This is a genomic window from Sphingomonas sp. GW821-FHT03E12 (genome assembly GCF_059420685.1).
Map to the genome: position 1 here is coordinate 463,089 of NZ_JBWKUF010000002.1, position 24,498 is coordinate 487,586.

Genomic DNA, 24,498 nt, shown 5'->3' on the forward strand with positions numbered 1-24,498 from the left:
ATGGCACGCGTTGGATTTATCGGCCTCGGCAATATGGGCGGCGGGATGGCCGCAAACCTGGCCAAGGCGGGGCATGACGTCCGTGCCTTCGACCTGTCGGCCGAGGCGCTGGAGCGCGCCAGGGCAGCGGGCTGCCTGCCGGCCGAGAGCGCCGCTGCGGCAGCCGAAGGGGCCGAGGCGGTGATCACGATGCTGCCTGCGGGCAAGCATGTCGAACAGGTCTATGAAGACAGCGTGTTCGGCGCGGCGGATACCGGTGCGATCCTGATCGATTGCTCGACGATCGATGTCGCCACTGCGCGCCGTGTTGCCGACGCGGCGGCGGCCAAGGGGCTTGCCGCGGTGGACGCGCCGGTCTCGGGCGGGATTGCGGCGGCGGCGGGTGGCACGCTGACCTTCATGGTCGGCGGGGACGACAGCGCCTTTGCACGTGCCGAGATCTTCCTTGCATCGATGGGCAAGGCGGTGATCCATGCCGGCGGCAACGGTGCCGGACAGGCGTCGAAGATCTGCAACAACATGCTGCTTGGCGCGACGATGGTCGCGACGTGCGAGGCGCTGCTGCTCGCGCAGAAGCTCGGGCTCGATCCGCAGACCTTCTACGACATCGCCTCGGTCTCGTCGGGCGCGTGCTGGTCGCTCAACACCTATGCGCCGCTGCCGGGCATGGGTCCGCAGACGCCAGCCGATAACGGCTATCAGGGCGGGTTCGCCGCCGGGCTGATGCTCAAGGATCTGAAGCTTGCGATGGAAGCGGCGGCGAGCACGCACAGCGAGACGCCGATGGGCGCGCGGGCAGCCGAACTCTACACCAAGTTCGCCGACGCCGGGAATGCGGGCGTCGATTTCTCGGGTATCATCAAGATGCTCGACGGGAAGGTTTGAATTCCTTCCCTTCGTCATCCCGGCCTTGTGCCGGGATCCACCGGTCAGCGGGCGATGGGCCAGAGGCTCCATCGCATCCGCTGCGGCAAAATGGACCCCGGCACTGGGCCGGGGTGACGGCTCACTTCGCCGGGCAGGTCGTTCCCGGACCGGCGTCGAGGTCAAGGCAGCGGCCGTCGATCTCGCCCGCAGGGATCGGCAGGCCGATCAGCCCGGCGATCGTGGGCAGGATATCGACGGTTTCGACCGACATCGGCTGCTCGAACCCGGTCTGGCCCTTGCGCCAGAACAGGATCGGCACGCGGCGGTCATAGTCCCAGAAGCTGCCATGCGTCGCGACCGAACCGTTGGTGGGATCGGAGATCGGCGTGATCCGCGGCTTCAGCGCTACCACGAAGTCGCCTGAACGCTCGGGCACGAACGAGGCGCGGGCGCGCTGGAGCATCGACCAGGTCTCCGGCGGGCCGCTGGGGCTGGGCGTCGCGAGGATTTCGGCACGGGTATAGACCCCGGCCACCTGCGGGCTTGCACGATAGAGCGCCATGGCTTCGCGCGTCACCGCCTCGCGCTGCTTTGCCGGGAGGGCCGGGTCGACATAGATGTCGCCAAAATTGCCGCCCCAGAGCAGCTGGCGGCCGCCGAGCTTGAGCTTGGCGGCGACCTTCTCGCCCATCGCCTTGGCACCCATGCCGGGCGCGACACGCGCCGCTTCAGGGATACCGTGCATGTTGTGCCGCTCGGGTAGGTCATGGCCGCCATGGTCGGCGGTCAGCACGACCTGATAGTCGATCCCGGTCTTGTCGAGGATCTCGAAGAACTTGCCGAGCGTGCGATCGAGATTGACCATCTGCAGGCACATCTCGGTACCCTCGGTGCCATAGGTGTGGCCGACATAGTCGCTGGCCGACGCGCCGACGATCAGCAGATCGGTCGCCGCACCTTCGCCGAGCTTCATCTCGGCGCGCAGGTCGGCCGCGATGCCGACGATCGCCATGTCGAATTCGGGTGAGGCGCGGAAGCGGCGGCTGTCGCCTGCGTCGCGGGCGAAGCGACCGGTACCGACGGTCTTCCCTGCGCCGATCGGCACCGCAATGTCCCGCGACTGGCAGAAGGCGGGCAGTTCCATCGCCGGCTGCGCCTCGCCGATCCGCGCAGCGGTGGCGGCGTTGCCCCGGGTGATGGCTTCGGGCGTGGCGCGCCCGGCATAGCTGACGAACGCCTTGCCGCCCCACCACCAGACCTGATCGGCCTTATGGCCCGACATCATCACCGCGGCGCGATCCTTGCCCGCGACCGCCGCGACGCGCACGGCAGGGTTGGCGGCCTGCATTCGCTCGCCCAGCGTCGGCACCTTCAGGTGGAGCGGAGAGACGGTGTAGTTGGAGGAATCGCTGCCCGGGACGCTCTCATCTTCGGCGCAATAGATCGTCTTGTCCTTGCGCGGCGTCTTGAGATCGATCCAGTCATTGGCGATGATCCCGCTGCGTGCCGGGCGGCTGCCCGTGAGGATCGTCGAGTGGCCGGGGCAAGTCTCCGTCGCGGCATGGCTCTGATAGCCAGAAGGGAAGACGACGCCGTTGGCGAGCCGCGCGAGGCCGCCAGTGAAATGCTGGCGATATTCGGCGAAGACGTCGGCTGAGAACTGGTCGACCGAGATCGCGACGATCAGCTTGGGCGGGGTCGTCGGAGCGGGCGCCGGAGCGGGCGGTGCTTCCTGCGCGATGGCGGGCGATGCGAGGAGCAGGGCGGCGGCGAATGAACGAAGCATCTTTCCTCCGGATGGCAAATCGGGCCGGGGGCGCTATGTTCCTTTCGCTCCCGCACGGCAAGGACTGGTGAATGCGCAAGTTGAGTTTCGCGTTGGTGACAGTGTTCGCTTGGTTTCTGGCGGCGGCATTGCCCGCAGCGGCGCAGCAAGCGGGGCAGGATAACCTGACCGTCGAACTGGTCGCCGAGACCGACAGCCCTGCGCCGGGGAGCGAGGTGACGCTGGCTTTCGTCGCGAAGCCCGATGAGGGCTGGCACGGATACTGGAAGAATCCCGGCGATGCGGGGCTCGACACCCGGCTCGACTGGAAGCTGCCGCAGGGGGTGAGCGCGGGTGAGCTGCGCTACCCGGTGCCGACGCGGCTGATGGTCGCGGGGATCATGAACTATGTCTACAAGGGCAGCTACACGCAGCTCGTGACGCTGAAGATCCCGGCTGGAGCGAAGCCGGGCACCGCGCTGCCGATCACCGTCCGCGCCGACTATCTGGTTTGCACCGACGAAGTGTGCGTGCCGGAAACCGAGAATCTGGCGACCAACCTGACCGTCGGCGACGGCGCGATTTCCGGCGAACGGCGCGCGCGGTTCGACGAGTGGCGTCGCGCCTTCCCCAAACCGCTGGGCAGTGAGGGCAAGTTCGCGGTGGCCGATGGCACGCTAAGGGTCTCGATCCCCTATCCCGCGAGCGCACCTCTGGGCGCCGATACCTATTTCTTCCCGCTGACGCTGGAGGCGGTGAACTATTCCGCGCCACAGAAGGTGACGCGCGACGGCGACACGGTGATCGTCGAGGTCAAGGCGGGGACGAAGACCCCGGCGAAGCTCGAGGGCGTGCTGGCCGTGGGGCCGGGGCAGGGGTTCGCGCTGGCGGCAGTGCCAGGAGCGGTCGCAGCGAGCGCAGCGACAGGCGGCGCGATCGACTGGACCGCGGCGCTGGTCGCGCTGGGCGGAGCACTGCTGGGCGGGCTGATCCTCAATATCATGCCCTGCGTCTTCCCGATCCTGAGCCTCAAGGCGTTGAGCCTGGCCAAGAGCGGGACCAGCGAGGGCCATGCCCGCGCCGAGGCGCTGGCCTATACCGCGGGTGTCGTGCTGGTGGTGCTGGCGCTGGGCGGCGCGATGCTCGGCCTGCGTGCGGCGGGGGCGAGCGTCGGCTGGGCGTTCCAGCTGACCGATGCGCGAGTGATCCTGTTCCTGCTGCTGCTGGTGCTCGGAATCGCGCTCAATCTGGCGGGCCTGTTCGAGCTGATGACGCCGCGGTTCGCGGGCAAGCTGGCAGGCGGCGGTTCCGGCGGCGCGTTCATGACCGGCGCGCTGGCGGCGTTTATCGCGACGCCATGCACGGGGCCGTTCATGGGTGCGGCACTGGGTGCCGCGCTGGTCCTGCCCTGGTATGTCGCATTGCTGATCTTCCTGGGACTTGGGCTGGGGCTGGCGCTGCCATTCCTGCTGCTCGGCTTCGTTCCTGCGCTGCGGCGGATGCTGCCCAAGCCGGGCGCGTGGATGGATATTTTCCGCAAGTTCCTGTCGGTGCCGATGTTCCTGACCGCGATCGCGCTCGCCTGGGTGCTGGGCGGATTGAAGGGCGTTAACGGCATGGCGATCGGGCTGGTCGTCGCGCTGGGCGTTGCGGTAGTGCTGTGGCTGGTTGGACGGCAGCAGGCAAAGGGCAAGAGTGCCGGTGCGGGCGCCGTGATTGCGACCGTGCTGCTGGTTGTTTGCGGAAGTTTCGCCATCGCCGAGATTGAAAAGCCTGCGGCCGCGACCGAGTTGAAGGCGGCAGGTGCTGAGCCCTTCAGCGAAGCTCGCCTCGCGGCACTCCGGGCGGAAGGACGGCCGGTCTTCGCCTATTTCACCGCCGATTGGTGCGTGACCTGCAAGGTGAACGAGAAGACCGCGATCGAGACCGACGCGGTCGCCAAGGCGTTCAAGGCCGGCAATGTCGCTGTGCTGGTCGGCGACTGGACCGACGGCGATCCGGCGCTGGGCAGGTTCATCGAGCAGCATAATCGCGCGGGGGTACCGCTATACCTCTGGTATCCCAAGGGATCGAGCGAACCGAAGGTCTTGCCCCAGGTGCTGACCCAAGGCATGTTGTCGGCGCTTCCGGGGGACGGTGCGTAACCAGGAGACTAGGGTGATGAACAAGTTGATCCCGATTGGTGCGGCGATGCTCGTGGCGCTCACGGTGCCCGGCGCGGCCGAACAGGTGAACGGCCAGAAGGCGACCGATTTCAAGCTGACCGATGCCAATGGCAAGACGGTCCAGCTGTCCGACTTCAAGGGCAAGACGGTGGTTCTCGAGTGGAACAACCCGGGCTGCCCGTTCGTGCAGCGCCACTATCAGGGCAATATGCAGAAGACCCAGACCGCGGCGAAGACCGGCGGCGTGGTGTGGCTGACGATCAATTCGGGTGCGCCGGGCAAGCAGGGCCATGTCGATGGCGCCGGTGCCAAGAAATGGGTCGGCGATCAGAAGGCGGTGCCCGCGCACTATCTGCTCGATCCCAAGGGGATCGTCGGCAAGGGTTATGCCGCCAAGACGACGCCGCACATGTACATCATCGATGGCCAGGGCGTGCTGCGCTATCAGGGCGGCATCGACGACAAGCCTGCCGCCCGCGTCGAAGAGATGGGCTCGGCGCGTAACCATGTGCTTGCAGCGCTCGGTGAGATGAAAGCGGGTAAGGCCGTTTCGGTCGCGACCAGCCAGCCTTATGGCTGCTCGGTCAAGTATGCCGAATGAGCCATTCGTTCCTGTTATAGGGGGCAGGGACGACGAGAAGGCCGGGGGAGACCCCGGCCTTTTTTGTATCGCAACCCGGGTAGCAAAGTCCCTTGTGCGACGCAGCAAAGCGTTGCAGCATGACGTCAGCCGGGTATCTCAGCAGTTGGGGCCGGCACCGGGAGGCTGAATGGGGACAGGCCGCGCGTTCGATGAAATCTGGGGTCATGGCGGGCCGGATAGTCCGCGAGCCGATTTCGCCGCGCTTTCGGAGTGGATCGCCGAAACGCCTCAGTCCGAGCTGCATCGCCGCCAGCAGTCCGCGGAAGCGACCTTTCGCCAGCTCGGGATTACCTTCGCCGTCTATGGCGACAGCGATGCGAGCGAGCGCATCATCCCCTTCGACATCGTCCCGCGCATCTTCCTGCATGACGAATGGCAGCGGCTGAGCGAGGGGCTGGTCCAGCGGGTCGAGGCGATCAACGCGTTTCTGGAAGACATTTACGGCGAGCGCCGCATCCTGAGCGAGGGCGTGATCCCCGCGGAGCTGATCCTCAACAACCCGCAATTCCGGCCCGAGGTTGCGGGCATCCGTCCGCCGCACGGCATCTGGGCGCATATCTGCGGGATCGACCTGGTTCGCACCGGCCCGGACGAATTCTGGGTCCTGGAGGATAATGCCCGCACCCCGTCGGGCGTCTCCTACATGCTCGAGAATCGCGAGGCGATGATCCGGCTTTGCCCGGAGCTGTTCCGCAGCTTCCGCGTCGCCGCGGTGGACAGCTACAGCGACATGCTGCGGGAGACGATGCGATCGGTTGCGCCCACCCGCACCGGCGGCGGCGTGCCGGTGTGCGTCGTGCTGACGCCGGGCCATTTCAACTCGGCCTATTACGAACACAGCTTCCTTGCCGACACGATGGGGGTCGAGCTGGTCGAGGCTGCCGACCTCGTCGTTGATGACGATATCGTCTACATGCAGACCATCGCCGGGCGGGTGAAGGTGGACGTGATCTACCGCCGGATCGACGACGACTTCCTCGATCCGCTGGTGTTCCGCCCGGACTCGCTGCTGGGCGTGCCCGGGATCATCTCGGCCTATCGCGCGGGTAATGTCGCGCTGATCAACGCACCCGGCAACGGCATCGCCGACGACAAGGCGATCTACAGCTACATGCCCGAGATCGTGAAATTCTATTCGGGCAGCGAGGCCAAGCTGCCCAATGTCGAGACGTGGCGCTGCCGCGAGCCCGATGCGCTCAGCTATGTGCTCGACCATCTCGACGAGGTGGTGGTGAAGCTGGTCGACGGATCAGGCGGTTACGGCATGCTGGTCGGGCCGACCGCGACCAAGGCGGAGATCGAGGCGTTCCGCGCCGCGCTCAAGGCCGAGCCGCACCGCTACATCGCGCAACCGACGCTCGCGCTCTCGACGGTACCGACGGTGACCGAGACCGGGCTGGCGCCACGGCATGTCGACTTTCGCCCCTTCGTGCTGACCGGATCGGACGGGGTGCGCGTCGTGCCGGGCGGTCTGACGCGGGTGGCGCTCAAGGAAGGGTCGCTGGTGGTCAATTCGAGCCAGGGCGGCGGGACCAAGGACAGTTTCGTGCTGCTGCCCGAGGGGCATGGTCAGGCGCAGACGCAGGTGCAGGGCTGATGCGGATGCTCTCGCGCACCGCATCAGCGCTTTACTGGCTTGGGCGCTATGTCGAGCGGGCGGATTTCACTGCGCGGCTGGTCGAAGCGACGGTACGGCTCGACGCGCTGTCGGCGCGGCCCGCGGGTGAGGCGGCCTGGGCCAGCGCGCTCAGCGTCACCTACAATGCCGAAGGGTTCGCCGCGAGCGGGCAGAGCGTCAGCCAGCAGCCGGTCGCGCGCTATCTGACGCTCGACATGACTCATCCCGGGTCGATCATCCGCTGCCTCGAACAGGCGCGCAACAATGCGCGAGCGGTGCGTACAGCGCTCACGCGGGAGGCATGGACCGCGATCAACCGGCTGTGGCTGCTCTTTGCCAACCGCTCGAGTCCCGGCGGGTCGGCGGCGACGCTCAACCTGGTCGAAGGGGTGATGGCCGAGGCGCGCGGCTTCGAGGGCGCGATCCATCGGATGATGCGCAACGAGGCGACCTTGCTGATCCAGCTTGGTGCCGCGATCGAGCGCGCGGATAACACCGCACGATTGCTTGACGTCAAATACCATCTGCTGCTTCCCGAGGGTGAGCAGGTCGGCGGGGTGGTCGATCGCGACCAGTGGACGACGATCCTCCAGACCGTATCGGCGGTCACCGCCTATCGCTGGCTCTATTCCGATGGCCTCAAGCCGGTGAACGTCATCGATCTGCTGGTGTGCCATGCCGAGCTGCCGCGCAGCCTTGCGGCGTGTGTCGAGGAGGTGGTCGAACTGCTCAACGCGCTTGCCAAGCGGACAGGGCTTCAGGGCGAGGCGGACCGGATGGCGCGCGGGCGGATCGCGCGGATGCAGAAGACGCGCAGTCACGAGGTGCTGGTCAGCGGGCTGCACGAATATCTGGAAGCGTTCATCCACGAGAATGCGCTGCTCGACGCTGCGATCGCGCGGCAGTTCAGGTTCATTTGAGGCGGCCATGCGTCTCGCGATCGAACATCACACCCAGTACCGGTTCAGCGAACCGCAGTCGCGCCTCGTCCAGATGCTGCGTCTGACGCCGAGCGACACGATCGACCAGACCGTGCTGAGCTGGCGCGTCGATGTCGGTTGCGACGTGCGCCTGCGCGATGCCATCGACGGGTTCGGCAACAAGGTGACGATGCTCTATGCCGAAGGTCCGCTAGAGAGCATCGACATCACCGTGGCGGGACAGGTGCTGACGACCGAGTCCAACGGGGTGGTACGTGGCAGCTACGAACCGCTGCCCGAAGGGCTGTTCCTGCGCGAGACGGCGCGGACGGCGGTGAGCGCAGCGCTGAGTGCGTTCGCGGAAGAAGCGCGCGGAGCGTGCAGCGGCCCGCTCGATTGCCTGCACCGCTGGAACATCGCGCTGGCGAAGCGCTTTCCGGGCGTGCCCGATCTGCCCGACACAGGGCTTTCAGCGGCACAGGCCTTCACGAAGCCGCAGCCAAGTTCACGTGACCTTGCCCATATCTTCATTGCCGGCGCACGTGCGATCGACGTGCCGGCGCGTTATGTGTCGGGATACCGGCAGGGCGTGGACGATGCCTGCGCACCGCATGGCTGGGCGGAGGCATGGGTGCCCGATCTTGGCTGGGTGGGGTTCGACCCTTCGTCCGGGATCAGCCCCGACGAGCGCTATGTGCGTGTCGCAGTAGGGCTGGATGCGCCCGGTGCGGCGTCGATCGCTGGATCAAGGCTTGGACAGGGCGGCGAGGAAATGGATGTCGACCTGCATGTCGGGCGCCTCGGCAACGACGCCTGAGGATTCTTGCGACCGTCAGGCGAGTTCGCGGACTGGCGTCGGCGTGCGCACCGCGATTTCTTCCTCGTTGAAGGGGCGCCAGCCATTGGGGCCGAGGACTTCCATCGGCTGATAGCGCGTCTTGTAGGCCATGCGCGCGCTGCCTTTCACCCAATAGCCCAGATAGACATAGGGCAGCCCCGCGGCGCGGGCGCGGATGATGTGATCCATGATGATCAGGTTGCCGAGCCCCGGACGATCGGCATTGTCGGCATCGAAGAAGCTGTAGATCATCGACAGGCCATCGGCCTGCTGATCGGTGATACAGGCGCCGATCAGCGCACCGCCCCGCTCGGCGGGTTCGCGATACTCGATGACATAGGTGCCGACCGGCGACTGTTCGACCATGTCGGCATAGTCGCTCTCGTCCATCGCCGTCATGCCGCCGGTCGGGTGACGGCTGGTCAGATAGCGGCGGAGGAGTTCGAACTGCTCGTCGGTCGCCCAGGGGCGGCACGCGGTCACCTCGAGATCCGCATGGCGGCGGATGAGCTTGCGCTGCGTTGCGTTCGGCTTGAATTCGTCGGCGACGACGCGGACCGAGAGGCACGCGTTGCAGCCGACGCAGCTCGGCCGGTACGCGACCGACTGGCTGCGGCGGAAGCCGATGCGGCCAAGCGCATCGTTGAGCTCGCCGGCATGCGGCCCCGAAAGCTCGGTAAAGATCTTCCGTTCCTGCCGTCCCGGAAGATACGGGCACGGCGACGGACTGGTCACGAAGAACCGTGGAAATCGGGTTAGTGCCGTCACCCTAGTTCGTCCCCCTACCGATCGACGAAGCGTGTTGCGATGGCGCCATTATGAATCAGCCGATTCGTGATGAAAAGGCGATTCACCATGAAAGAGAGTTAACGGAAGTAAGGAGTTGTGGACGGTGCGCGCGGCCGTGCGGGGCGCATCTGTCACCGCTCTTATTGAGTTGATGAGTCACCGGAAAGAGTCGCGCGACTCGGTTCGTCGTGCGTGTGATTCAGTTCGTCCACATCCTGTGGAAAACGTGGATAGTAACCAATGTGATTCAGCGTTTCCGGCCGACAGGACACGGCGACGTGCCGGGCTGCGAGCAAGCTCGCGGCCCGGCGGTCTTCCGCTCCGTCTCGATTGTTTCCGGCGTTAGGCCAGTTCGATCAGCCGAACCTCATAGCCCGCTTCCTGAAGTGCGGTGTTCAGGCGTTCCAGATGCGCGCGGTCGCGGGTCTCGCACTCGACGTCGAGGCTGAGGCCCTTGGCGGGGAGGTTGGTGAAGATCCGCTGGTGCGACAGTTCGAGGATGTTGACCGCCTGCTCCTGGAAGATGCGCGCGACCTGATAGAGCGCGCCGGGGCGGTCCTGCAGGCGGATGCGCAGCCGCGCGAGGCGGCCGGAGCGGGCAAGGTCGCGCAGCAGCACATTCGCGAGCAGGCGCGTATCGATGTTGCCGCCGGTCAGGATGATGCCGACGGTCTTGCCGCGGAACTTCTCGGGCTGGGTCATCAGCGCGGCGAGGCCGGCGGCGCCCGCGCCCTCAGCCACCGTCTTCTCGATCTGGAGGAGCAGGCTGACTGCTTCCTCGAGGCTGCGCTCGCTGACCAGCAGGATCTCGTCGACCAGCGCCTCGACGATCTGGGCGGTAAGACCGCCCGGCTCCTTGACCGCGATACCCTCAGCCAGCGTATCGCCGCCGATCGGCTCGTGCGCGCCGGTGATGCGGTTGAACATCGACGGGAACAGCTCGGCCTGCACGCCGACCACTTCGATCGGGCGGTCTGCTGCCTTGGCGACGGTCAGTGCGCCGGAGATCAGTCCGCCGCCGCCGATCGGCACGATCAGCGTATCGATCGCGGGCGCGTCGGCCAGCATTTCGAGGAAGACGGTGCCTTGCCCGGCGATGATGCGCGGATCGTCGAACGGATGGACGAAGGTATAGCCGTTCGACGCCTCGAGCTGACGGGCATGGGCATAGGCCTCGTCGAAGGTCTCGCCTTCGAGGATGATCGAGGCGCCGTGGCTCTCGGTCTGCGTCACCTTCACCGTCGGCGTCGACTTGGGCATCACGATCGTCACGGGGATGCCGAGCCGGTTGCCGTGATAGGCGAGGCCCTGCGCATGGTTGCCCGCCGACGCCGCGATCACGCCCTTGGCGCGCGCCGCATCGTCCAACTGGAGCAGGGTGTTGAGCGCGCCGCGTTCCTTGTACGCCGCGGTGAACTGGAGGTTTTCGAACTTGAGATAGACGGTTGCGCCGGTCAGGTCGGACAGCGTCTTGCTGTGCAAGGTCGGCGTCCGAACCACCGCGCCCATAATCCGCATCGCCGCCGCCTGAACGTCGGCGAGGGTGACGGGGAGGGGTTGCGCTGCGGATGCTGCCTGAGTTGCCATGGGCGGGCCGTAGACCATCTGGCGCGATCGGGGAACACCGCCTATTCGAAAGCGCTTCCAAGTGTGGCTTTTCAGCCAGTTCGTCCGGAGACCCGTGTGCGCCTTCCCGTTTCGCTTGCCCTGACCGCGTCGCTGCTGCTCGCTTCGCCCGCTTTTGCCGATGCGCTGGTCGAGAATGTCGATGGCATGACGCTGGATGAACAGGGTGAGGTGGTGCGCTTCAACGGCATCGTCATCGCGCCCGACGGCAAGATCGTGAAGCTGCTCAAGCGCGGCGACAAGCGCCCCGAGCGCCCCGACTGGAAGGAAGATCTGAAGGGCCGGACGGTGATCCCCGGGATGATCGACGGGCATGGCCATGTGATGGGACTGGGCTTCCGTGCATTGGCGCTCGATCTCTCCGCCACCACCTCGCTGGCGCAGGCGCAGGAGGCGATCCGCCGCTATGCGCTGGAAAATGCCGCGCGGCCGTGGCTGACCGGGGGCGGGTGGAACCAGGAGGCCTGGGCGCTGGGCCGTTTCCCGACCGCAGCCGAGCTGGATGCGGCGACCGGCGACAAGCCGGCCTGGTTCACGCGCGCCGACGGCCATGCCGGCTGGGCAAACAGCGCCGCGATGCGCGCGGCAGGCATCACCGCTGCGACCAAATCGCCCAATGGCGGCCGGATCGAGCTGATCGCGGGCAAGCCCGGCGGCGTGTTCGTCGATGCGGCGATGGACCTGATCGAGAAGGCGCTGCCCAAGCCCACCCCGCGCGACCGCAATGCCGCGTTCCTGAAGGCGCAGGATCAGTTGCTGAGTGTCGGCGTCACCGCCAGCGCAGACATGGGAACCAGCCTCGACGACTGGCAGACCTTCCGCCGGATGGGGGATCTGGGGGCGCTGCGCATGCGGATCATGAGCTATGCGGCGGGGGTCGAGACAGCGCTGGTCACGGCGGGTACCGGCCCTACGCCCTGGCTGTACGGCGACAAGCTGCGGATGGGCGGGATCAAGCTGATGGTCGATGGCGCGCTCGGCTCGCGCGGGGCATGGCTCAAGGCGCCTTATGCCGATGCGCCGGGCGTCACTGGCCTGCCGTTCCTGACCGATGCGCAACTGCTCAATTCGATCAGCCGCGGCGCGATGGATCATTTCCAGATCGCGATCCACGCGATCGGTGACCGGGGCAACAAGCAGGTGCTCGACGCGATCGACGAGGTTGCGGACACGTTCAACGGTGACCGGCGCTGGCGGATCGAGCATGCCCAGATCATCGACCCGGCCGATCTGCCGCGTTTCGCCAAACACGGCATCATCGCGTCGATGCAACCGGTGCACCAGACCAGCGACCGGACGATGGCCGAGGCGCGGCTGGGGCAGGAACGGCTCGCGGGCGCCTATGCCTGGAAATCGATGCTGGCCAACAATGTGCGGCTGGCGTTCGGATCGGATTATCCGGTCGAGAGCCCCAACCCGTTCGAGGGCTGGGCGGCCGGGTTCACCCGGCAGGACGCGCAGGGCCAGCCGTTCGGCGGATGGCGGCCCGAAGAGGCGGTGACCCGCGAACAGGCGTGGAAGGGTTTCACCATCGATGCGGCCTATGCCGGGTTCGGCGAGAAGCTCTTCGGCCATCTCGCACCGGGGCTGCAGGCCGATTTCATCGTGGTCGATCGCGACCCGCTGCTATCGTCGCCCACCGAATTGCGGGCGACGGTGGTGCTGGAAACCTGGGTCGGCGGGCAGCGTGTGTACCGGCGGAGCGATGCGGCGAAGACGGGGGAGGGGCGCTGACGCCTCCTGTCAGCCGATACTTGCCGCCTGATCCTCGAATGGAATGGCCAGGTTGGTCACCAGCGCCTGCGCCGGCACGGACTGCTCCCCCATATATTCGACGAACATTGCCTCGAGCTGCGCGACCCAGCGGTCGTGCTTCGCCGGCGGGCTTTTCACATCACATTCGGCGCTGATCGCGAGTTCCGCAAAATCCCTTGCCGTCACCGTTCCGGTGGCGGGCAGAAGGTCGGTGACATGGGTCACCCGGTCGTTCACGATGCCGCCGCAGAACCCCAGTTTGATGCACATGTCCCAGAGCAGCCTGTCGAACGGGCCCGGGTGCACGATCTCGACCTCCCGGTTGGCGGCGTCGCACCAGAAGCGGATGCCATGCTCTCCATAAGCGGCGAAGGTGCGGTCGATCGACCCGTCATCGAACGCGTAGCGGATGCCGATCTTTGCGAGCAGCGGCAGTTCGAACTGCTCGTCGTCGGGTTCGAGGGTGAAGGTCAGGACCCTGTCGCCTTGATTCTCGAAAATGGCGACAGGCATTCCACGAGCATAGCATGGAGGCTTCTCGTGCGCGAACCGGTTGCGGACGCGCGCCGGGTATCTTTCAGCCTTTCCTCACTTCCTGCTCATGCCGTTTACCGGCGTTCATGCGAAGACGCGGCGGCAATCTTGAGGGAGGTTATCGCATGACCGGATCGAGCAAGGCGGCGGACACGAGAGCGGGCGGAAACCTGGCCTATCGTGCAGGTGTGGCCGTAGCGGTGGTGGCGTCGTTCCTGACCGTGTGGACCACGATCGTTCGCGACAACGGCGAGGGCGAGGCCTTCTTCCTGCTCATCATGGCGATCGGTGTCGGCTGGTTCACTGCGCGGTTCAGGGCGGCGGACATGGTGCGGACGATGCTTGGCGTGGCAGTGATGCAGGTGATTCTGACCATCCTGATCGTGACCGCGCCGGTGACCGCGACCGAGCCGGATGGCGTGTTCAAGGCCTGGCTGTCCGGCGGGGTCTTCACGGGGATGTGGCTTGTCTCCGCGGCCTTCTTCCGCGTTGCCGCAAAAGCGGATCGCTAGGCCGGGATCATCTCGTCCAGGCGCCGGACCGTGTTCCAGTTCCGTATCGTGCCCGGGCCGAGGCGCTTGATCGTCAGCTGTGCCGCCAGCCGTGAACGTGCCGGGTCCTGCTCGAAGTGGATCCAGATATGGCCGTCGATCAGTTTCATGCGTTCGCCCTGTGTCGCATAGGGTAGCAGCGCGGCGAAGACGGCTTCGTCCAGGGGCTGGCGCATCACCCGGACCGCGATCCGGGTGCCGTCGGCTTCCCCGGGGAAGGGGTTGGCGGCGGCCAGCCTTCGCCACTGCGCGACAGTCGTGACGATGGTGTCGATATGCCGGCCGAAGCGTTGCACGAACGCGGTTTCGAGCTGGTGCTCGAGCTGGGCGATGGTTGCACCGTCGCTGTCGAACAGGGCATTGCCCGTCGCGATCAGCGTGCGAGGGTTCCGCAGCCCGATGCTTTCCATCATCGCCCGCCATTCGGCCATCACCAGCCGCCGGCCGCCGCCGATCGTGATGCTGTGGAGGAGGGCGACATGCGATGCCACGGTGATGCTCCGCCTAGGCCGAAAAGAGATGGCCGCGGAGTCCGGTCGGACGCCGCGGCCATTTGCCCCTCTGCGTGTGTTCGGTGTTCAGGCGACCGCGCTGACCGGCGCCGCGACCTCTTCGGCGTCGCGCAGCACATAGCCGCGGCCCCACACCGTTTCGATATAGTTCTCGCCGTCGCATGCCATGCTGAGCTTCTTGCGCAGCTTGCAGATGAAGACGTCGATGATCTTGAGCTCAGGCTCGTCCATTCCGCCATAAAGGTGGTTGAGGAACATTTCCTTGGTGAGCGTCGTGCCCTTGCGGAGCGAGAGCAGCTCCAGCATCGCATATTCCTTGCCGGTCAGGTGGACGCGGGCGCCGTCGACCTCGACGGTCTTGGCGTCCAGGTTCACCGCCAGCTTGCCGGTGCGGATCACCGACTGCGAATGGCCCTTCGAGCGGCGGACGACGGCGTGGATGCGCGCGACCAGCTCCTCGCGGTGGAACGGCTTGGTGACATAGTCGTCGGCGCCGAAGCCGAACGAGCGCACCTTGCTGTCCATCTCGCTGATGCCCGACAGGATCAGTACCGGGGTCTGGACACGGGCGACGCGCAATTTCTTGAGCACGTCGTAACCATGCATGTCCGGCAGATTGAGATCGAGCAGGATGATGTCGTAATCATACAGCTTGCCGAGATCGAGGCCTTCCTCGCCCAGATCGGTGGTGTAGACATTGAAGCCCTCGGTCGAGAGCATGAGCTCGATCGCCTTGGCGGTCGTCGGCTCGTCTTCGATCAGCAGCACGCGCATTTGCGGGTTCCCCCTGTGCCGGTTGCGCAGCCCCCTGTGACCCGCAACGCGACTGATTCATTAACCTAAACAGGTCTGAAGGCAAAAGGTTAATTTTGTGCTAACCCGCGGGAATCCACGAGTCGCGGCGAATCCGGGCCTGTCCGGGTGGCGCGCGGCAAGGGCGTGGCCGGGCGATATTGCGTGCGTTTGACGCGATAGATTGCGCGACAGGCCACCTATGCACTGAGGTTATAGGCTTCATCCTTTTTTTGCGTTTGCTGCCTCAGAGCTTGCATGGTTAGTTTCGCTATTTCCGGGGTGGTCACGCGATAACGCGGGCCGGGACATTCAGGGGGTCAGTATGAAGATCAAAGCCGCGCTTCTCGTCACGGTTTGCGCGCTCGCGCACCCGGCCTTCGCTCAGGATGCTCCCGCACCCACAACCGCCACGGCACAGGAGCCGGAACGTGAGGGCGAGGTGGTGGTCACCGGCACGCGCATCGTTCGCGACGGATTCCAGGCGCCGACCCCGGTCACGGTCCTGAACATCGAAGATATCCAGAACGGCTCTCCGTCGAACAACATCGCCGATTTCGTCAACCAGATGCCGTCGCTGGCCGGTTCGACGATGCCGGCCAACTCGCGGCTCAACCTTTCCAGCGGCCAGGCGGGCATCAATGCGCTCAACCTGCGCAACCTGGGCGAGACGCGGACGCTGGTGCTGGTCAACGGCCGCCGCTCGGTCGCCTCGACGATCACCAGCCTGGTGGACGTCAACACGATCCCGCAGGCGCTGGTGAAGCAGGTCGAGATCGTCACCGGCGGTGCGTCCTCTGCCTATGGTTCGGACGCGGTCGCGGGCGTGGTCAACTTCATCCTCGACAACAAGTATGAAGGGCTGAAGGTCAATGCCGATGTCGGCATCACCGACAAGGGCGATGGTTTCAACTATTCGATCGGCGTCGCCGGCGGCTGGTCGTTCGCTGGCGGGCGCGGCCACCTGCTGGTGAGCGGCGAGGTTGCACATCGCGACGGCATCTTCGAGATCGATCCCGGCGACCGGCCGTGGAACCACACTGGCTATGTGCGGATCCAGAACCCCGCCTATGACGCGGCGACCAACAACAGCGTTCCGCAGTTCTTCATCCGGCGCCAGGTCGGCGCGGCGAACTCGACGCCGGGCGGGCTGATCACCGGTTCTGCCGGCGGCACCGCGAACCGGATGCGTGGCATCTACTTCGGCCAGAATGGCTCGGTGAACCAGTATCAGTATGGCGCGCTGACCTTCCCGGTGCCCACCGGCGCCTCGGCGCCGACGCTTACTCAGGGCGGCGACTGGCGCGTCAACGATTCCGGGCGCCGCATCGGCCTCGACCCCCGGGACGACCGGCACGGCATCTTCGCGCGGCTGAGCTATGAGGTCGCCGACAATGTCCAGCTGTTCGCCGAGGCGTCGTACAACCGGCAGGAAGTCTATTTCAACGCCGGCCCGAACCTTGCCACCGGCATCGCCATCGACGCGACCAATTGCAACGTCACGCCGGTGCCCGCCACCTGCAACGCCTATCTCTACAATGCGCTCGGCGGAGCCGCGCTGGCCGGCCTGACCAGCGTGACGCTGGCGACCACGGCGGCCGACCTTCCGTTCCGCGCGGTCAACAACGAGCGCAAGGTGCAGCGTTACCTGATCGGCGCCGAGGGCACCTTCGACGCGTTCGGCAAGACGGCACGGTGGGACTTCTTCGCCCAATATGGCCGCGCCGAGCTGCATGAGCAGCTGCGCAACATCATGCACACCCAGCGCACGCTGAACGCCACCAAGGCGGTATTCGCGCAGGCGGGCAATCCGGGCGGCTATGCCGTCGGGTCGATCCAGTGCGCGATCAACGTCGATGCGGTGGCGACCAACAACGATCCCAATTGCCGTCCGCTCAACCGCATGGGCATCGGCGTCGCCGATCCCGCGGCGATCGACTATATCCTGGGCGACCCCTATCGCGACCAGGTTGTCGAGCAGATCGTCGTCGGTACGAACTTCTCCTTCACGCCGTTCGCCACCTGGGCCGGCGATGTCAGCGTCGCGGTCGGCGGCGAATATCGCGAGGAAAAGATCGACGGTTTCGTGCCGCCTGAATTCCGGCCGGCCGTGACCCCCAATCCGGGCGGCGGCATCACCACCGCCAACACCTGGTCGGTGGGTAACTACCTGGCGACCAAGGGCAGCTACCGGGTCAAGGAAGCCTATCTCGAGACCGTGGTGCCGCTGGGCTTCGGGCTTGAGTTCAACGGCGCGGTGCGCGCGACCGACTATTCGACGTCGGGCTATGTCACGACGTGGAAGGCGGGCGCGACCTGGCAGCCGATCGAGGATGTCCGGATCCGCGTGACGCGTTCGCGTGACATCCGGGCGCCCAACCTCAACGAGCTCTATCAGGCGGGTACGGCGAACAGCGACGCGGTGCGCAACCCGTGGCCGCTTGGCCAGGGACCGAACGGGGGCAGCTACCCGGCGAGCATTTCCTATTCGGCGACCCTGGTCGGGAACCTGGACCTGAAGCCCGAACGGGCTGATTCCTGGAACATCGGTGCGGTGTTCTCGCCGCGCTTCCTGCCGGGCTTCAACGTCTCCGCCGACTATTTCGATATCAACGTCAAGGACGCGATCGATACGCTGAGCGCGCAGGACATCATCAACCGCTGCTTCGAAGGGCGCACCGAATATTGCGCCGCGATCACCCAGGATCCCAACAACACGTCGCGTATCCTGTTCCGCAACCAGCCGTTCAACTTCGCACGCAGGCTGGTGCGCGGCGTCGATATCGATGCGTCCTACCGGATCCCGCTGAACGACATCTTCGCGAATGCCGAGGGTAACTTCACGGTGCGCGGCGTGGCGACGCGCTATATCAAGAATGTGATCGATACCGGCATTCCCGGGACCGTGCCGATCAACACGGTGGGCGCAAATGGCGGGCAGTTCAGCACGCCGACCTGGATCTTCCGCGGCAGCGTTGCCTATGACACGCCCGATTTCTCGATCACCGCGGTAGGCCGTGGCGTGAGCGCCGGCACCTATGTGGCGAACGGCATCGAGTGCACGACGGGCTGTCCGGTTTCGACCACCCAGTTCCCGACCTATGACGAGAACAAGGTATCGGGCAGCTTCTATGTCGACCTCAACCTGACGCAGAAGATCCAGATCAAGGGCGAGGGCGTCGGGGAAGTGTTCTTCAACGTCACCAACCTGTTCGACCGCTGGCCGATCCTGGTGCCCGAGACCGGCCTGGCCGCGAACAGCACCTATTCGGATCTGCTCGGCCGCCGGTTCCGCATCGGCGTGCGCTTCAGGACCAACTGACCCGGATCAAGCGGAAAATGGGCCGGTCCGCGGATGCGCGGGCCGGCCTTTTTCTATGCGCGCTTCGCGGCCCGCGCCGCCGTTTCCTTCACGCAGATGTTGCGGAAGCGGTGCGAGAGATAGTCGATCACCAGCTCCACGCGCGCCGGACGCAGCGTGCTGGGCGGAGTCAGCAGGTGCAGCGCGATGTTCATCGGCGCCCAGCCGGTGAGGATCTCGACCAGATTTCCCTTCTCGAGCTCCTCGTCGATGATGAAACCGGGAAGGCGGGCGATACCGAGTCCGGCGCGCAGCGCGGGAAGCATCGCATCGCCATTGTCGGTGATCAGCGGCCCGGCCGGACGCACAGCGGCTTCCTCGCCATCCGCTTTGCGGAAATGCCAGGCGCCGATCGCGTTGGCGTAAAGGAAGCAGGCATGGTGGGCGAGGTCGGCCGGGTGCCGGGGCGTGCCGTGCTTCTCGAGATAGCTGGGCGCCGCAACGACGCGTGCGGTGATCGGCGCGAGACGGCGCGCGCGCAGCGAGCTGTCGGGCAGATCGGCGATGCGGAGCGCGATGTCGAAGCCGTCGGCGACGATATCGACGCGGGCGTCGGACAGGCGCAGGTCGATCTCGATCCCCGGATGCTCAGCGAGCAGATCGGCGATCGCGTCGGCGACGAAGCGGATGCCGAAGGTGATCGGCGCCGCGATGCGGACAAGCCCCGACGGCGCCTTGGCGGATTCGAGCGCGGCTTCCTCCGCCTGCTGCGCTTCGGCGAGGATGCGCCCGGCGCGTTCGGCGAGCGCATTGCCGCTGTCGGTCAGCGTCAGGCGGCGCGAGGTGCGATGGAAGAGCGCGGTACCGAGCTGCGCTTCAAGCCGCGCGATCGCCTTGGACACCGTCGCCTTGGACACGCCGATCGCGTCCGCGGCGCCGCTGAACGAGCGGTGCTCCACCACGCAGGCGAAGATCGCCCAGGCCTCAAAATCGGGTAAGCGCAAGGTCGATCTCCGGGCATTTCGCGAAACGATCAGTTTCGGACGTTTCCATTTACGCACTGATCGCAGAGCCTATCTTGGGCGTCAACCAAGGAGGCACACATGATCGAGAAACGCTCGTTCGACAGCCTGGGCCATGCCGATCACGGGTGGCTCAACGCCCGTCACCATTTCAGCTTCGCCGACTATTACGACCCGAACCGCATGGGCTGGGGAGCGATCCGCGTCTGGAACGACGACGAGATCGCGCCGAACAGCGGCTTCCCGGCGCACCCGCACCGGGACATGGAGATCATCACCTATGTCCGGAAGGGTGCGATCACGCACCAGGACTCGATGGGCAACAAGGGCAAGACCGGTGCCGGCGACGTCCAGGTGATGAGCGCGGGCACCGGGGTGCGTCACGCCGAATACAACCTCGAACCTGAAACCACGACCTTGTTCCAGATCTGGATCATGCCGCGGGCCGATGGCGGCGCGCCGAGCTGGGGCGCCAAGCCGTTCCCCAAGGGCGAGCGCTCGGGCAAGTTCGTGACGCTCGCCTCGGGCTTCGAGGGTGACGAGGACGCGCTGCCGATCCGCGCCGATGCCCGGGTGCTGGGTGCGACGATCAAGGCAGGCGAGAGCCTGACCCACAATGTGGGCGAGGGGCGCTATGCCTATCTCGTTCCCGCGGTGGGCAAGATCGAGATCGACGGACAGGTCTTCGACGCCCGCGACGGCGCCGCGCTGACCGGCGGACAGACCGTGACGATCACGGCAATCGAAGACGCCGAGATCGTTCTGGTCGACGCCGACTGACAAGATCCCCCGGAGCGGCCCGCGGCCTGCCCCCCTCCCAAGGCGGGCCGCTCCACCCCCTATTTCCGATCCATCTTCAACAGGAGATACGCACGTGACCAAGGTTCTGGTTCTCTATTATTCGTCCTACGGCCATATCGAGCAGATGGCCGACGCGGTTGCCGAAGGCGCCCGCAGCGCAGGTGCGCAGGTGGACATTCTGCGCGTTCCCGAGACCGCGCCCGAAGCGGTGGTCAAGGCCGCCTACTTCAAGACCGACAGCGCGCATCCGGTGATTTCCGGCCCCGACGCGCTCAAGGACTATGATGCGATCATCGTCGGATCGCCGACCCGGTTCGGGCGGATGTCGAGCCAGATGGCGAGCTTCTGGGACACCGCGGGCGGCCTGTGGGCGTCGGGCGCGCTGCATGGTAAGGTGGGCGGTGCCTTCACCTCCAGCGCGACGCAGCATGGCGGCAACGAGACGACCTTGTTCAGCATCATCACCAACCTGCTGCACTTCGGCCTGACCATCGTCGGTCTCGACTATGGCCATACCGACCAGATGAAGGTCGACGAGGTGCTGGGCGGCGCGCCCTATGGCGCGACGACGGTGGCGGCCGGCGACGGCAGCCGCCAGCCGAGCGAGATCGACCTCAATGGTGCGCGCTATCAGGGCCGCCGCATCGCCGAAGTCGCGGCGAAGCTGAGCGCCTGAGGCTAGGGTCCAAACTCGATCAGGACGTGGAGCATGATGACGATTTGCGGGTTCGTGGATAGGAACGGTGGCGAAGGCGGGCCGGTTGGCCCGTCGAGGTGCCGTGACGCAGCCACGGGCCTGCAAATCGTCACCCCGAAGGGGCAGGGCGAAAACGCTCCCCGGACTGCGTTGGCCGCTCGTCGGCTAGACACCGCTAGCCGCCTTCGCGACCGCCTTGCCGGGAAACGTTTTCGCCACTGTCATGCCCACGTCCTGATCGAGTTTGGACCCTAATCATGGCGCGCCAGCCCGCTCTGTTCGTATCGCATGGCTCGCCGATGATCATGTTCGAGCCCAGCCCTGCGCGGGAATTCCTCGCCGGGCTGGCCGGGCAGGTCGAACGGCCTGACGCGATCGTGATGGTCTCTGCGCATCACGACATGGCGGAGGCGGTGGTGACGTCGGTGGAGGCGCCGGCGACGATCCATGATTTCGGCGGCTTCCCGCAGAAATTGTTCGATCTGCGCTATCCGGCCAAGGGCGACCCGGAGCTGGCGCAGGAGGTCGCGGCGCTGGTCGCGGGGGCGGGGATACCCGCCTTCATCGATCCGAAGCGCGGGCTGGATCACGGTGCCTGGGTGCCGCTGATGCTGGCCTGGCCCGAAGCGGACGTGCCGGTGGTGCAGCTGTCGATCAGCAGTACGCATGCGCCGGAATGGCATTATCGCGTCGGGCAGGCGCTGGCGCCGCTGCGCGACCGCAACATCCTGATCATCGGATCGGGCAGCCTGACGCATAATCTGCGCGCGATCTTCGTCGAGGGCCGCGACCATGATGCGGCGGTGCCCGGCTGGGCGTCGGCCTTTGCGGACTGGATGAAGGAGCGGATCGATGCGGGCGACACCGATGCGGTGCTGAACGCGGTCGAGCGTGGCCCGTTCGGCAAGCAGAATCACCCGACCATGGACCATATCCTGCCGCTGTTCACCGCGATGGGCGCGGGCAGCATTCCGGGCAAGCGGCTGCATCACAGCTATACCTATGGGGTGCTGGCGATGGACGCTTATCAATTCGGGTAGCAAAGTCCGCTCCGATCCGGAGCAGATTCACCAATTCGCAAGTACGCCTCTCTAGCGCTCACTCCGTAACGTCATTCAGGCGGGAGCTGTCGATTGATCGGGGCGAAGATTCGTCCGCAACGCAAGTTGCGGAACGGGGGCAGTGCAGCCCCGCATCCGGCACAGGGTGAACTGCTTGCCTCGATCGAAGGGCTGCGGACCAACTGGTTCTGGGCCACCGACGGCGAAGGCCGGCTGTCCTATATCAGCGAATGGGTGGCGGACGAGTTTGCCGTCGCCGGCCAGGGGGTCGCGGGCAGCGAACTGACCGCGGTGTTCAGGATCGAGAGCGAAGCCGCCGAGACGGCCGGCCCCATTGGCTTCCTGCTGGCGAAACAGAAGCCCTTTCGCGGCGTGAACATGCGCTGCACCCATGACCCGCAGGAGCGGATCTGGACGATGTCCGGCAATCCGCAATTCGATCAGGCGGGGAACTTTACCGGCTTCCAGGGAATCGGCGCGGACATCACCGCGGTGCAGGAATCTGCCGAGGCGATCTCGCGCCTCGCCAGCCACGACGCGCTGACCGGCCTGCGCAACCGGCGGGGCATTTCCGCACTGGTCGAGCAGGCGTTGCTGGCATCGATCCGCTCCGACCGGTCCTTTGCGATGCTGCTGGTCGATCTCGACCGGTTCAAGCTGGTCAACGATACGCTGGGTCACCCGGCGGGCGACCAGCTGCTGACGCAGGTTGCGGCGCGGCTGAGCCGCGTGCTGAACCATGAAGATTGCGTGGGGCGCATCGGCGGCGACGAGTTTCAGATCGTGCTCGGCGTTCCTGCCGACCGCAATGCGCTGGCGGCGCTGGCGGAGGACATCATCCGCACGGTGTCGCAGCCCTATTTCGTCAATGGCAGCCGCTGCGTGATCGGTGCGTCGATCGGCATCGTGCTGGCTCCGCATGACGGAGACATGGCCGAGGACCTGACGCGCAACGCCGATCTGGCGCTCTACGCCGCCAAGGACGCCGGGCGGGGCTGCTACCGTTTCTTCGCACGCGACATGCTGGAGGCGGCGGAGGACCGGCGCCTGCTGGAACAGGACCTGCTCGACGCGCTCGACCGCGGCGAGCTGGAGGTCAACTACCAGCCGCTGGTCAATGCCAGGACCAGTGCGGTCGCGGGGTTCGAGGCACTGTTGCGCTGGAACCATCCCGATCGCGGACGCATCTCGCCTGCCTTGTTCATCCCGATCGCCGAGGAAACCAGCCTGATCGCAAGGCTGGGCGAATGGACGATGCGCCAGGCCTGTGTGGATGCCGCGGCCTGGCCAGGCGATCTGCGCGTCGCGGTGAACGTTTCGCCGATCCAGTTCGCCAATCCGAGCCTGCCGCACGTGGTGCTCAGCGCACTTGCCCATTCGGGACTGAGTCCCGACCGGCTGGAGCTCGAGATCACCGAAAGCGTGTTCATCGACGGTGGCGCCGAGGCGGAGGCGACCTTTGCCACGCTCAAGAAGATCGGCGTGCGGCTGGCGCTCGACGATTTCGGGACGGGCTATTCCTCGCTCGGCTATCTGAAGTCCGCGCCGTTCGACAAGATCAAGATCGACCAGAGCTTCGTGCGCTCGGTCGCCGATCCCGCGTCGCGCAACAATGCGATCATCACCGCGATCGTCGCACTCGCCCGCACCCTGGGGATGGAGACTACGGCGGAGGGTGTGGAATCGCTCGACCAGCTCGAAGCGCTCCGCGCGCTCGATGTCGGGCTGATCCAGGGCTATCTCTACAGCCTGCCGGTCTCCGCCGCGGCAGCAGCGGAGATGGTCGGCGAGGCGGAGCCGGTGATCCAGCCGATCGGTCCCGCAAAGCAGCGCGGCAGCCGCGTTGCGACCTTCCGCCGCATCGGTGCGGTGCATGGCGACCATTATTACCCGGTGATCCTCCGCAATCTTTCCAGGACGGGTGCGCTGATCGAGGGGCTGGTCGACGTGCCGGTGGGCACACGCTTCGTGATGGATTTCGGCGACCGCCAATGGACGGTGGCGACCGTACGCCGGTCCCGCGGCACGCATCAGGGCGTCGAGTTCGACGAACCGCTGGTGAGCGACGGGCAGGGCGGGTACCGCACCCGCTATCGCGTGTCGTCGATGATGCTCGCACAACTCGGCCTGTCGCTCGACCGTTCGACCGAACCCGGTTGGGAGCGGCCGATGGTGCAGTCGGCGCGATCGGAGTTGCCGATGTTCCGGACTTCGCTCCGCTAGTTCTGCCATTGCGCGCGG

At 66.0% G+C, this 24,498-nt stretch carries 20 protein-coding genes; 13 read left to right on the forward strand and 7 right to left on the reverse strand.

Annotated features, from left to right (window positions below; genetic code table 11):
* A complete protein-coding gene (mmsB, locus tag AC07TU_RS07720; RefSeq protein WP_495187336.1) occupies positions 1 to 885 on the forward strand; it encodes a 3-hydroxyisobutyrate dehydrogenase in 885 nt (294 codons plus the stop codon).
* Positions 886 to 1,006: 121 nt separating this feature from the next.
* Here the strand turns inward: mmsB and AC07TU_RS07725 are convergent, their stop codons facing one another.
* The gene (locus AC07TU_RS07725; RefSeq protein ID WP_495187337.1) at positions 1,007 to 2,653 is read right to left on the reverse strand and encodes an alkaline phosphatase family protein; all 1,647 of its coding nucleotides are present in this window, start codon (positions 2,651 to 2,653) and stop codon (positions 1,007 to 1,009) included.
* A 71-nt stretch (positions 2,654 to 2,724) separates the two neighbouring features.
* Here AC07TU_RS07725 and AC07TU_RS07730 point away from each other — a divergent pair, with 71 nt between their 5' ends.
* From AC07TU_RS07730 to AC07TU_RS07750, 5 genes are all read left to right on the forward strand, one after another.
* Complete coding sequence (locus tag AC07TU_RS07730; RefSeq protein WP_495187338.1) at positions 2,725 to 4,776, forward strand: protein-disulfide reductase DsbD family protein; 2,052 nt, start codon at positions 2,725 to 2,727, stop codon at positions 4,774 to 4,776.
* A 16-nt stretch (positions 4,777 to 4,792) separates the two neighbouring features.
* On the forward strand, positions 4,793 to 5,398 hold the full coding sequence (locus AC07TU_RS07735; protein WP_495187339.1) for a redoxin domain-containing protein: 606 nt from the start codon (positions 4,793 to 4,795) through the stop codon (positions 5,396 to 5,398).
* Positions 5,399 to 5,567: 169 nt separating this feature from the next.
* Positions 5,568 to 7,037, forward strand: coding sequence for a circularly permuted type 2 ATP-grasp protein (locus tag AC07TU_RS07740; RefSeq protein WP_495187340.1), 1,470 nt, complete (start codon positions 5,568 to 5,570; stop codon positions 7,035 to 7,037).
* Positions 7,038 to 7,042: 5 nt separating this feature from the next.
* Positions 7,043 to 7,978: an alpha-E domain-containing protein gene (locus AC07TU_RS07745; protein ID WP_495187668.1), complete on the forward strand. Its 936-nt coding sequence runs from the start codon at positions 7,043 to 7,045 to the stop codon at positions 7,976 to 7,978.
* A 7-nt stretch (positions 7,979 to 7,985) separates the two neighbouring features.
* Positions 7,986 to 8,795 (forward strand): transglutaminase family protein, encoded by an 810-nt coding sequence (locus AC07TU_RS07750; RefSeq protein ID WP_495187341.1) that lies wholly within the window; start codon positions 7,986 to 7,988, stop codon positions 8,793 to 8,795.
* A 15-nt stretch (positions 8,796 to 8,810) separates the two neighbouring features.
* Here the strand turns inward: AC07TU_RS07750 and AC07TU_RS07755 are convergent, their stop codons facing one another.
* Both AC07TU_RS07755 and AC07TU_RS07760 read right to left on the reverse strand, forming a co-directional pair.
* A complete protein-coding gene (locus AC07TU_RS07755) occupies positions 8,811 to 9,584 on the reverse strand; it encodes an arginyltransferase (RefSeq protein WP_495187342.1) in 774 nt (257 codons plus the stop codon).
* Positions 9,585 to 9,947: 363 nt separating this feature from the next.
* The gene (locus AC07TU_RS07760) at positions 9,948 to 11,192 is read right to left on the reverse strand and encodes a threonine ammonia-lyase (protein ID WP_495187343.1); all 1,245 of its coding nucleotides are present in this window, start codon (positions 11,190 to 11,192) and stop codon (positions 9,948 to 9,950) included.
* Between the two features lie 96 nt (positions 11,193 to 11,288).
* Here AC07TU_RS07760 and AC07TU_RS07765 point away from each other — a divergent pair, with 96 nt between their 5' ends.
* On the forward strand, positions 11,289 to 12,965 hold the full coding sequence (locus tag AC07TU_RS07765; protein ID WP_495187344.1) for an amidohydrolase: 1,677 nt from the start codon (positions 11,289 to 11,291) through the stop codon (positions 12,963 to 12,965).
* Positions 12,966 to 12,974: 9 nt separating this feature from the next.
* Here AC07TU_RS07765 and AC07TU_RS07770 read toward each other — a convergent pair whose 3' ends face one another.
* Positions 12,975 to 13,499 (reverse strand): hypothetical protein, encoded by a 525-nt coding sequence (locus AC07TU_RS07770; protein WP_495187345.1) that lies wholly within the window; start codon positions 13,497 to 13,499, stop codon positions 12,975 to 12,977.
* 146 nt (positions 13,500 to 13,645) lie between these two features.
* Between AC07TU_RS07770 and AC07TU_RS07775 the strand changes: the two genes are divergently transcribed.
* Positions 13,646 to 14,032 carry a hypothetical protein gene (locus tag AC07TU_RS07775; RefSeq protein ID WP_495187346.1) on the forward strand — a complete coding sequence of 129 codons (387 nt, stop codon included), beginning with the start codon at positions 13,646 to 13,648 and terminating at the stop codon, positions 14,030 to 14,032.
* Here the strand turns inward: AC07TU_RS07775 and AC07TU_RS07780 are convergent.
* Positions 14,029 to 14,562: a DUF1697 domain-containing protein gene (locus tag AC07TU_RS07780; RefSeq protein WP_495187347.1), complete on the reverse strand. Its 534-nt coding sequence runs from the start codon at positions 14,560 to 14,562 to the stop codon at positions 14,029 to 14,031. The two genes, AC07TU_RS07775 and AC07TU_RS07780, sit on opposite strands and share 4 nt — an antisense overlap.
* An 87-nt stretch (positions 14,563 to 14,649) precedes the next feature.
* Entirely contained in the window at positions 14,650 to 15,357 is a 708-nt protein-coding gene (gene ctrA / locus AC07TU_RS07785; protein ID WP_447723895.1) for a response regulator transcription factor CtrA, read from the reverse strand.
* A 343-nt stretch (positions 15,358 to 15,700) separates the two neighbouring features.
* On the opposite strand from ctrA, the gene AC07TU_RS07790 reads away from it, so the two are divergent.
* Positions 15,701 to 18,697, forward strand: coding sequence for a TonB-dependent receptor plug domain-containing protein (locus tag AC07TU_RS07790; RefSeq protein ID WP_495187348.1), 2,997 nt, complete (start codon positions 15,701 to 15,703; stop codon positions 18,695 to 18,697).
* A 53-nt stretch (positions 18,698 to 18,750) separates the two neighbouring features.
* On the opposite strand, the gene AC07TU_RS07795 is transcribed toward AC07TU_RS07790, so the two are convergent.
* Positions 18,751 to 19,680, reverse strand: a complete 930-nt coding sequence (locus AC07TU_RS07795; RefSeq protein WP_495187349.1) for a LysR family transcriptional regulator — start codon at positions 19,678 to 19,680, stop codon at positions 18,751 to 18,753.
* A gap of 99 nt (positions 19,681 to 19,779) precedes the next feature.
* Here AC07TU_RS07795 and AC07TU_RS07800 point away from each other — a divergent pair, with 99 nt between their 5' ends.
* The 4 genes from AC07TU_RS07800 (at position 19,780) to AC07TU_RS07815 (ending at position 24,480) form a co-directional block, all read left to right on the forward strand.
* On the forward strand, positions 19,780 to 20,478 hold the full coding sequence (locus AC07TU_RS07800; protein ID WP_495187350.1) for a pirin family protein: 699 nt from the start codon (positions 19,780 to 19,782) through the stop codon (positions 20,476 to 20,478).
* 94 nt (positions 20,479 to 20,572) lie between these two features.
* Complete coding sequence (wrbA, locus tag AC07TU_RS07805) at positions 20,573 to 21,175, forward strand: NAD(P)H:quinone oxidoreductase (protein ID WP_495187351.1); 603 nt, start codon at positions 20,573 to 20,575, stop codon at positions 21,173 to 21,175.
* Between the two features lie 278 nt (positions 21,176 to 21,453).
* Positions 21,454 to 22,236 carry a dioxygenase family protein gene (locus AC07TU_RS07810; RefSeq protein WP_495187352.1) on the forward strand — a complete coding sequence of 261 codons (783 nt, stop codon included), beginning with the start codon at positions 21,454 to 21,456 and terminating at the stop codon, positions 22,234 to 22,236.
* A gap of 93 nt (positions 22,237 to 22,329) precedes the next feature.
* Complete coding sequence (locus tag AC07TU_RS07815) at positions 22,330 to 24,480, forward strand: sensor domain-containing protein (protein WP_495187353.1); 2,151 nt, start codon at positions 22,330 to 22,332, stop codon at positions 24,478 to 24,480.
* The last annotated feature ends 18 nt before the right edge of the window (positions 24,481 to 24,498 follow it).

What these genes read in the sequence shown, in the direction of transcription:
- AC07TU_RS07775 (WP_495187346.1), top strand. Translation starts at nt 13,646, where the DNA reads ATGACCGGATCGAGCAAGGCGGCGGACACGAGAGCGGGCGGAAACCTG.
- AC07TU_RS07800 (WP_495187350.1), top strand. Translation starts at nt 19,780, where the DNA reads ATGATCGAGAAACGCTCGTTCGACAGCCTGGGCCATGCCGATCACGGG.
- AC07TU_RS07760 (WP_495187343.1), bottom strand. Translation starts at nt 11,192, where the DNA reads ATGGCAACTCAGGCAGCATCCGCAGCGCAACCCCTCCCCGTCACCCTC.
- AC07TU_RS07740 (WP_495187340.1), top strand. Translation starts at nt 5,568, where the DNA reads ATGGGGACAGGCCGCGCGTTCGATGAAATCTGGGGTCATGGCGGGCCG.
- AC07TU_RS07770 (WP_495187345.1), bottom strand. Translation starts at nt 13,499, where the DNA reads ATGCCTGTCGCCATTTTCGAGAATCAAGGCGACAGGGTCCTGACCTTC.
- AC07TU_RS07810 (WP_495187352.1), top strand. Translation starts at nt 21,454, where the DNA reads ATGGCGCGCCAGCCCGCTCTGTTCGTATCGCATGGCTCGCCGATGATC.
- AC07TU_RS07730 (WP_495187338.1), top strand. Translation starts at nt 2,725, where the DNA reads ATGCGCAAGTTGAGTTTCGCGTTGGTGACAGTGTTCGCTTGGTTTCTG.
- ctrA (WP_447723895.1), bottom strand. Translation starts at nt 15,357, where the DNA reads ATGCGCGTGCTGCTGATCGAAGACGAGCCGACGACCGCCAAGGCGATC.
- AC07TU_RS07745 (WP_495187668.1), top strand. Translation starts at nt 7,043, where the DNA reads ATGCTCTCGCGCACCGCATCAGCGCTTTACTGGCTTGGGCGCTATGTC.
- AC07TU_RS07790 (WP_495187348.1), top strand. Translation starts at nt 15,701, where the DNA reads ATGAAGATCAAAGCCGCGCTTCTCGTCACGGTTTGCGCGCTCGCGCAC.
- mmsB (WP_495187336.1), top strand. Translation starts at nt 1, where the DNA reads ATGGCACGCGTTGGATTTATCGGCCTCGGCAATATGGGCGGCGGGATG.
- AC07TU_RS07750 (WP_495187341.1), top strand. Translation starts at nt 7,986, where the DNA reads ATGCGTCTCGCGATCGAACATCACACCCAGTACCGGTTCAGCGAACCG.
- AC07TU_RS07725 (WP_495187337.1), bottom strand. Translation starts at nt 2,653, where the DNA reads ATGCTTCGTTCATTCGCCGCCGCCCTGCTCCTCGCATCGCCCGCCATC.
- AC07TU_RS07735 (WP_495187339.1), top strand. Translation starts at nt 4,793, where the DNA reads ATGAACAAGTTGATCCCGATTGGTGCGGCGATGCTCGTGGCGCTCACG.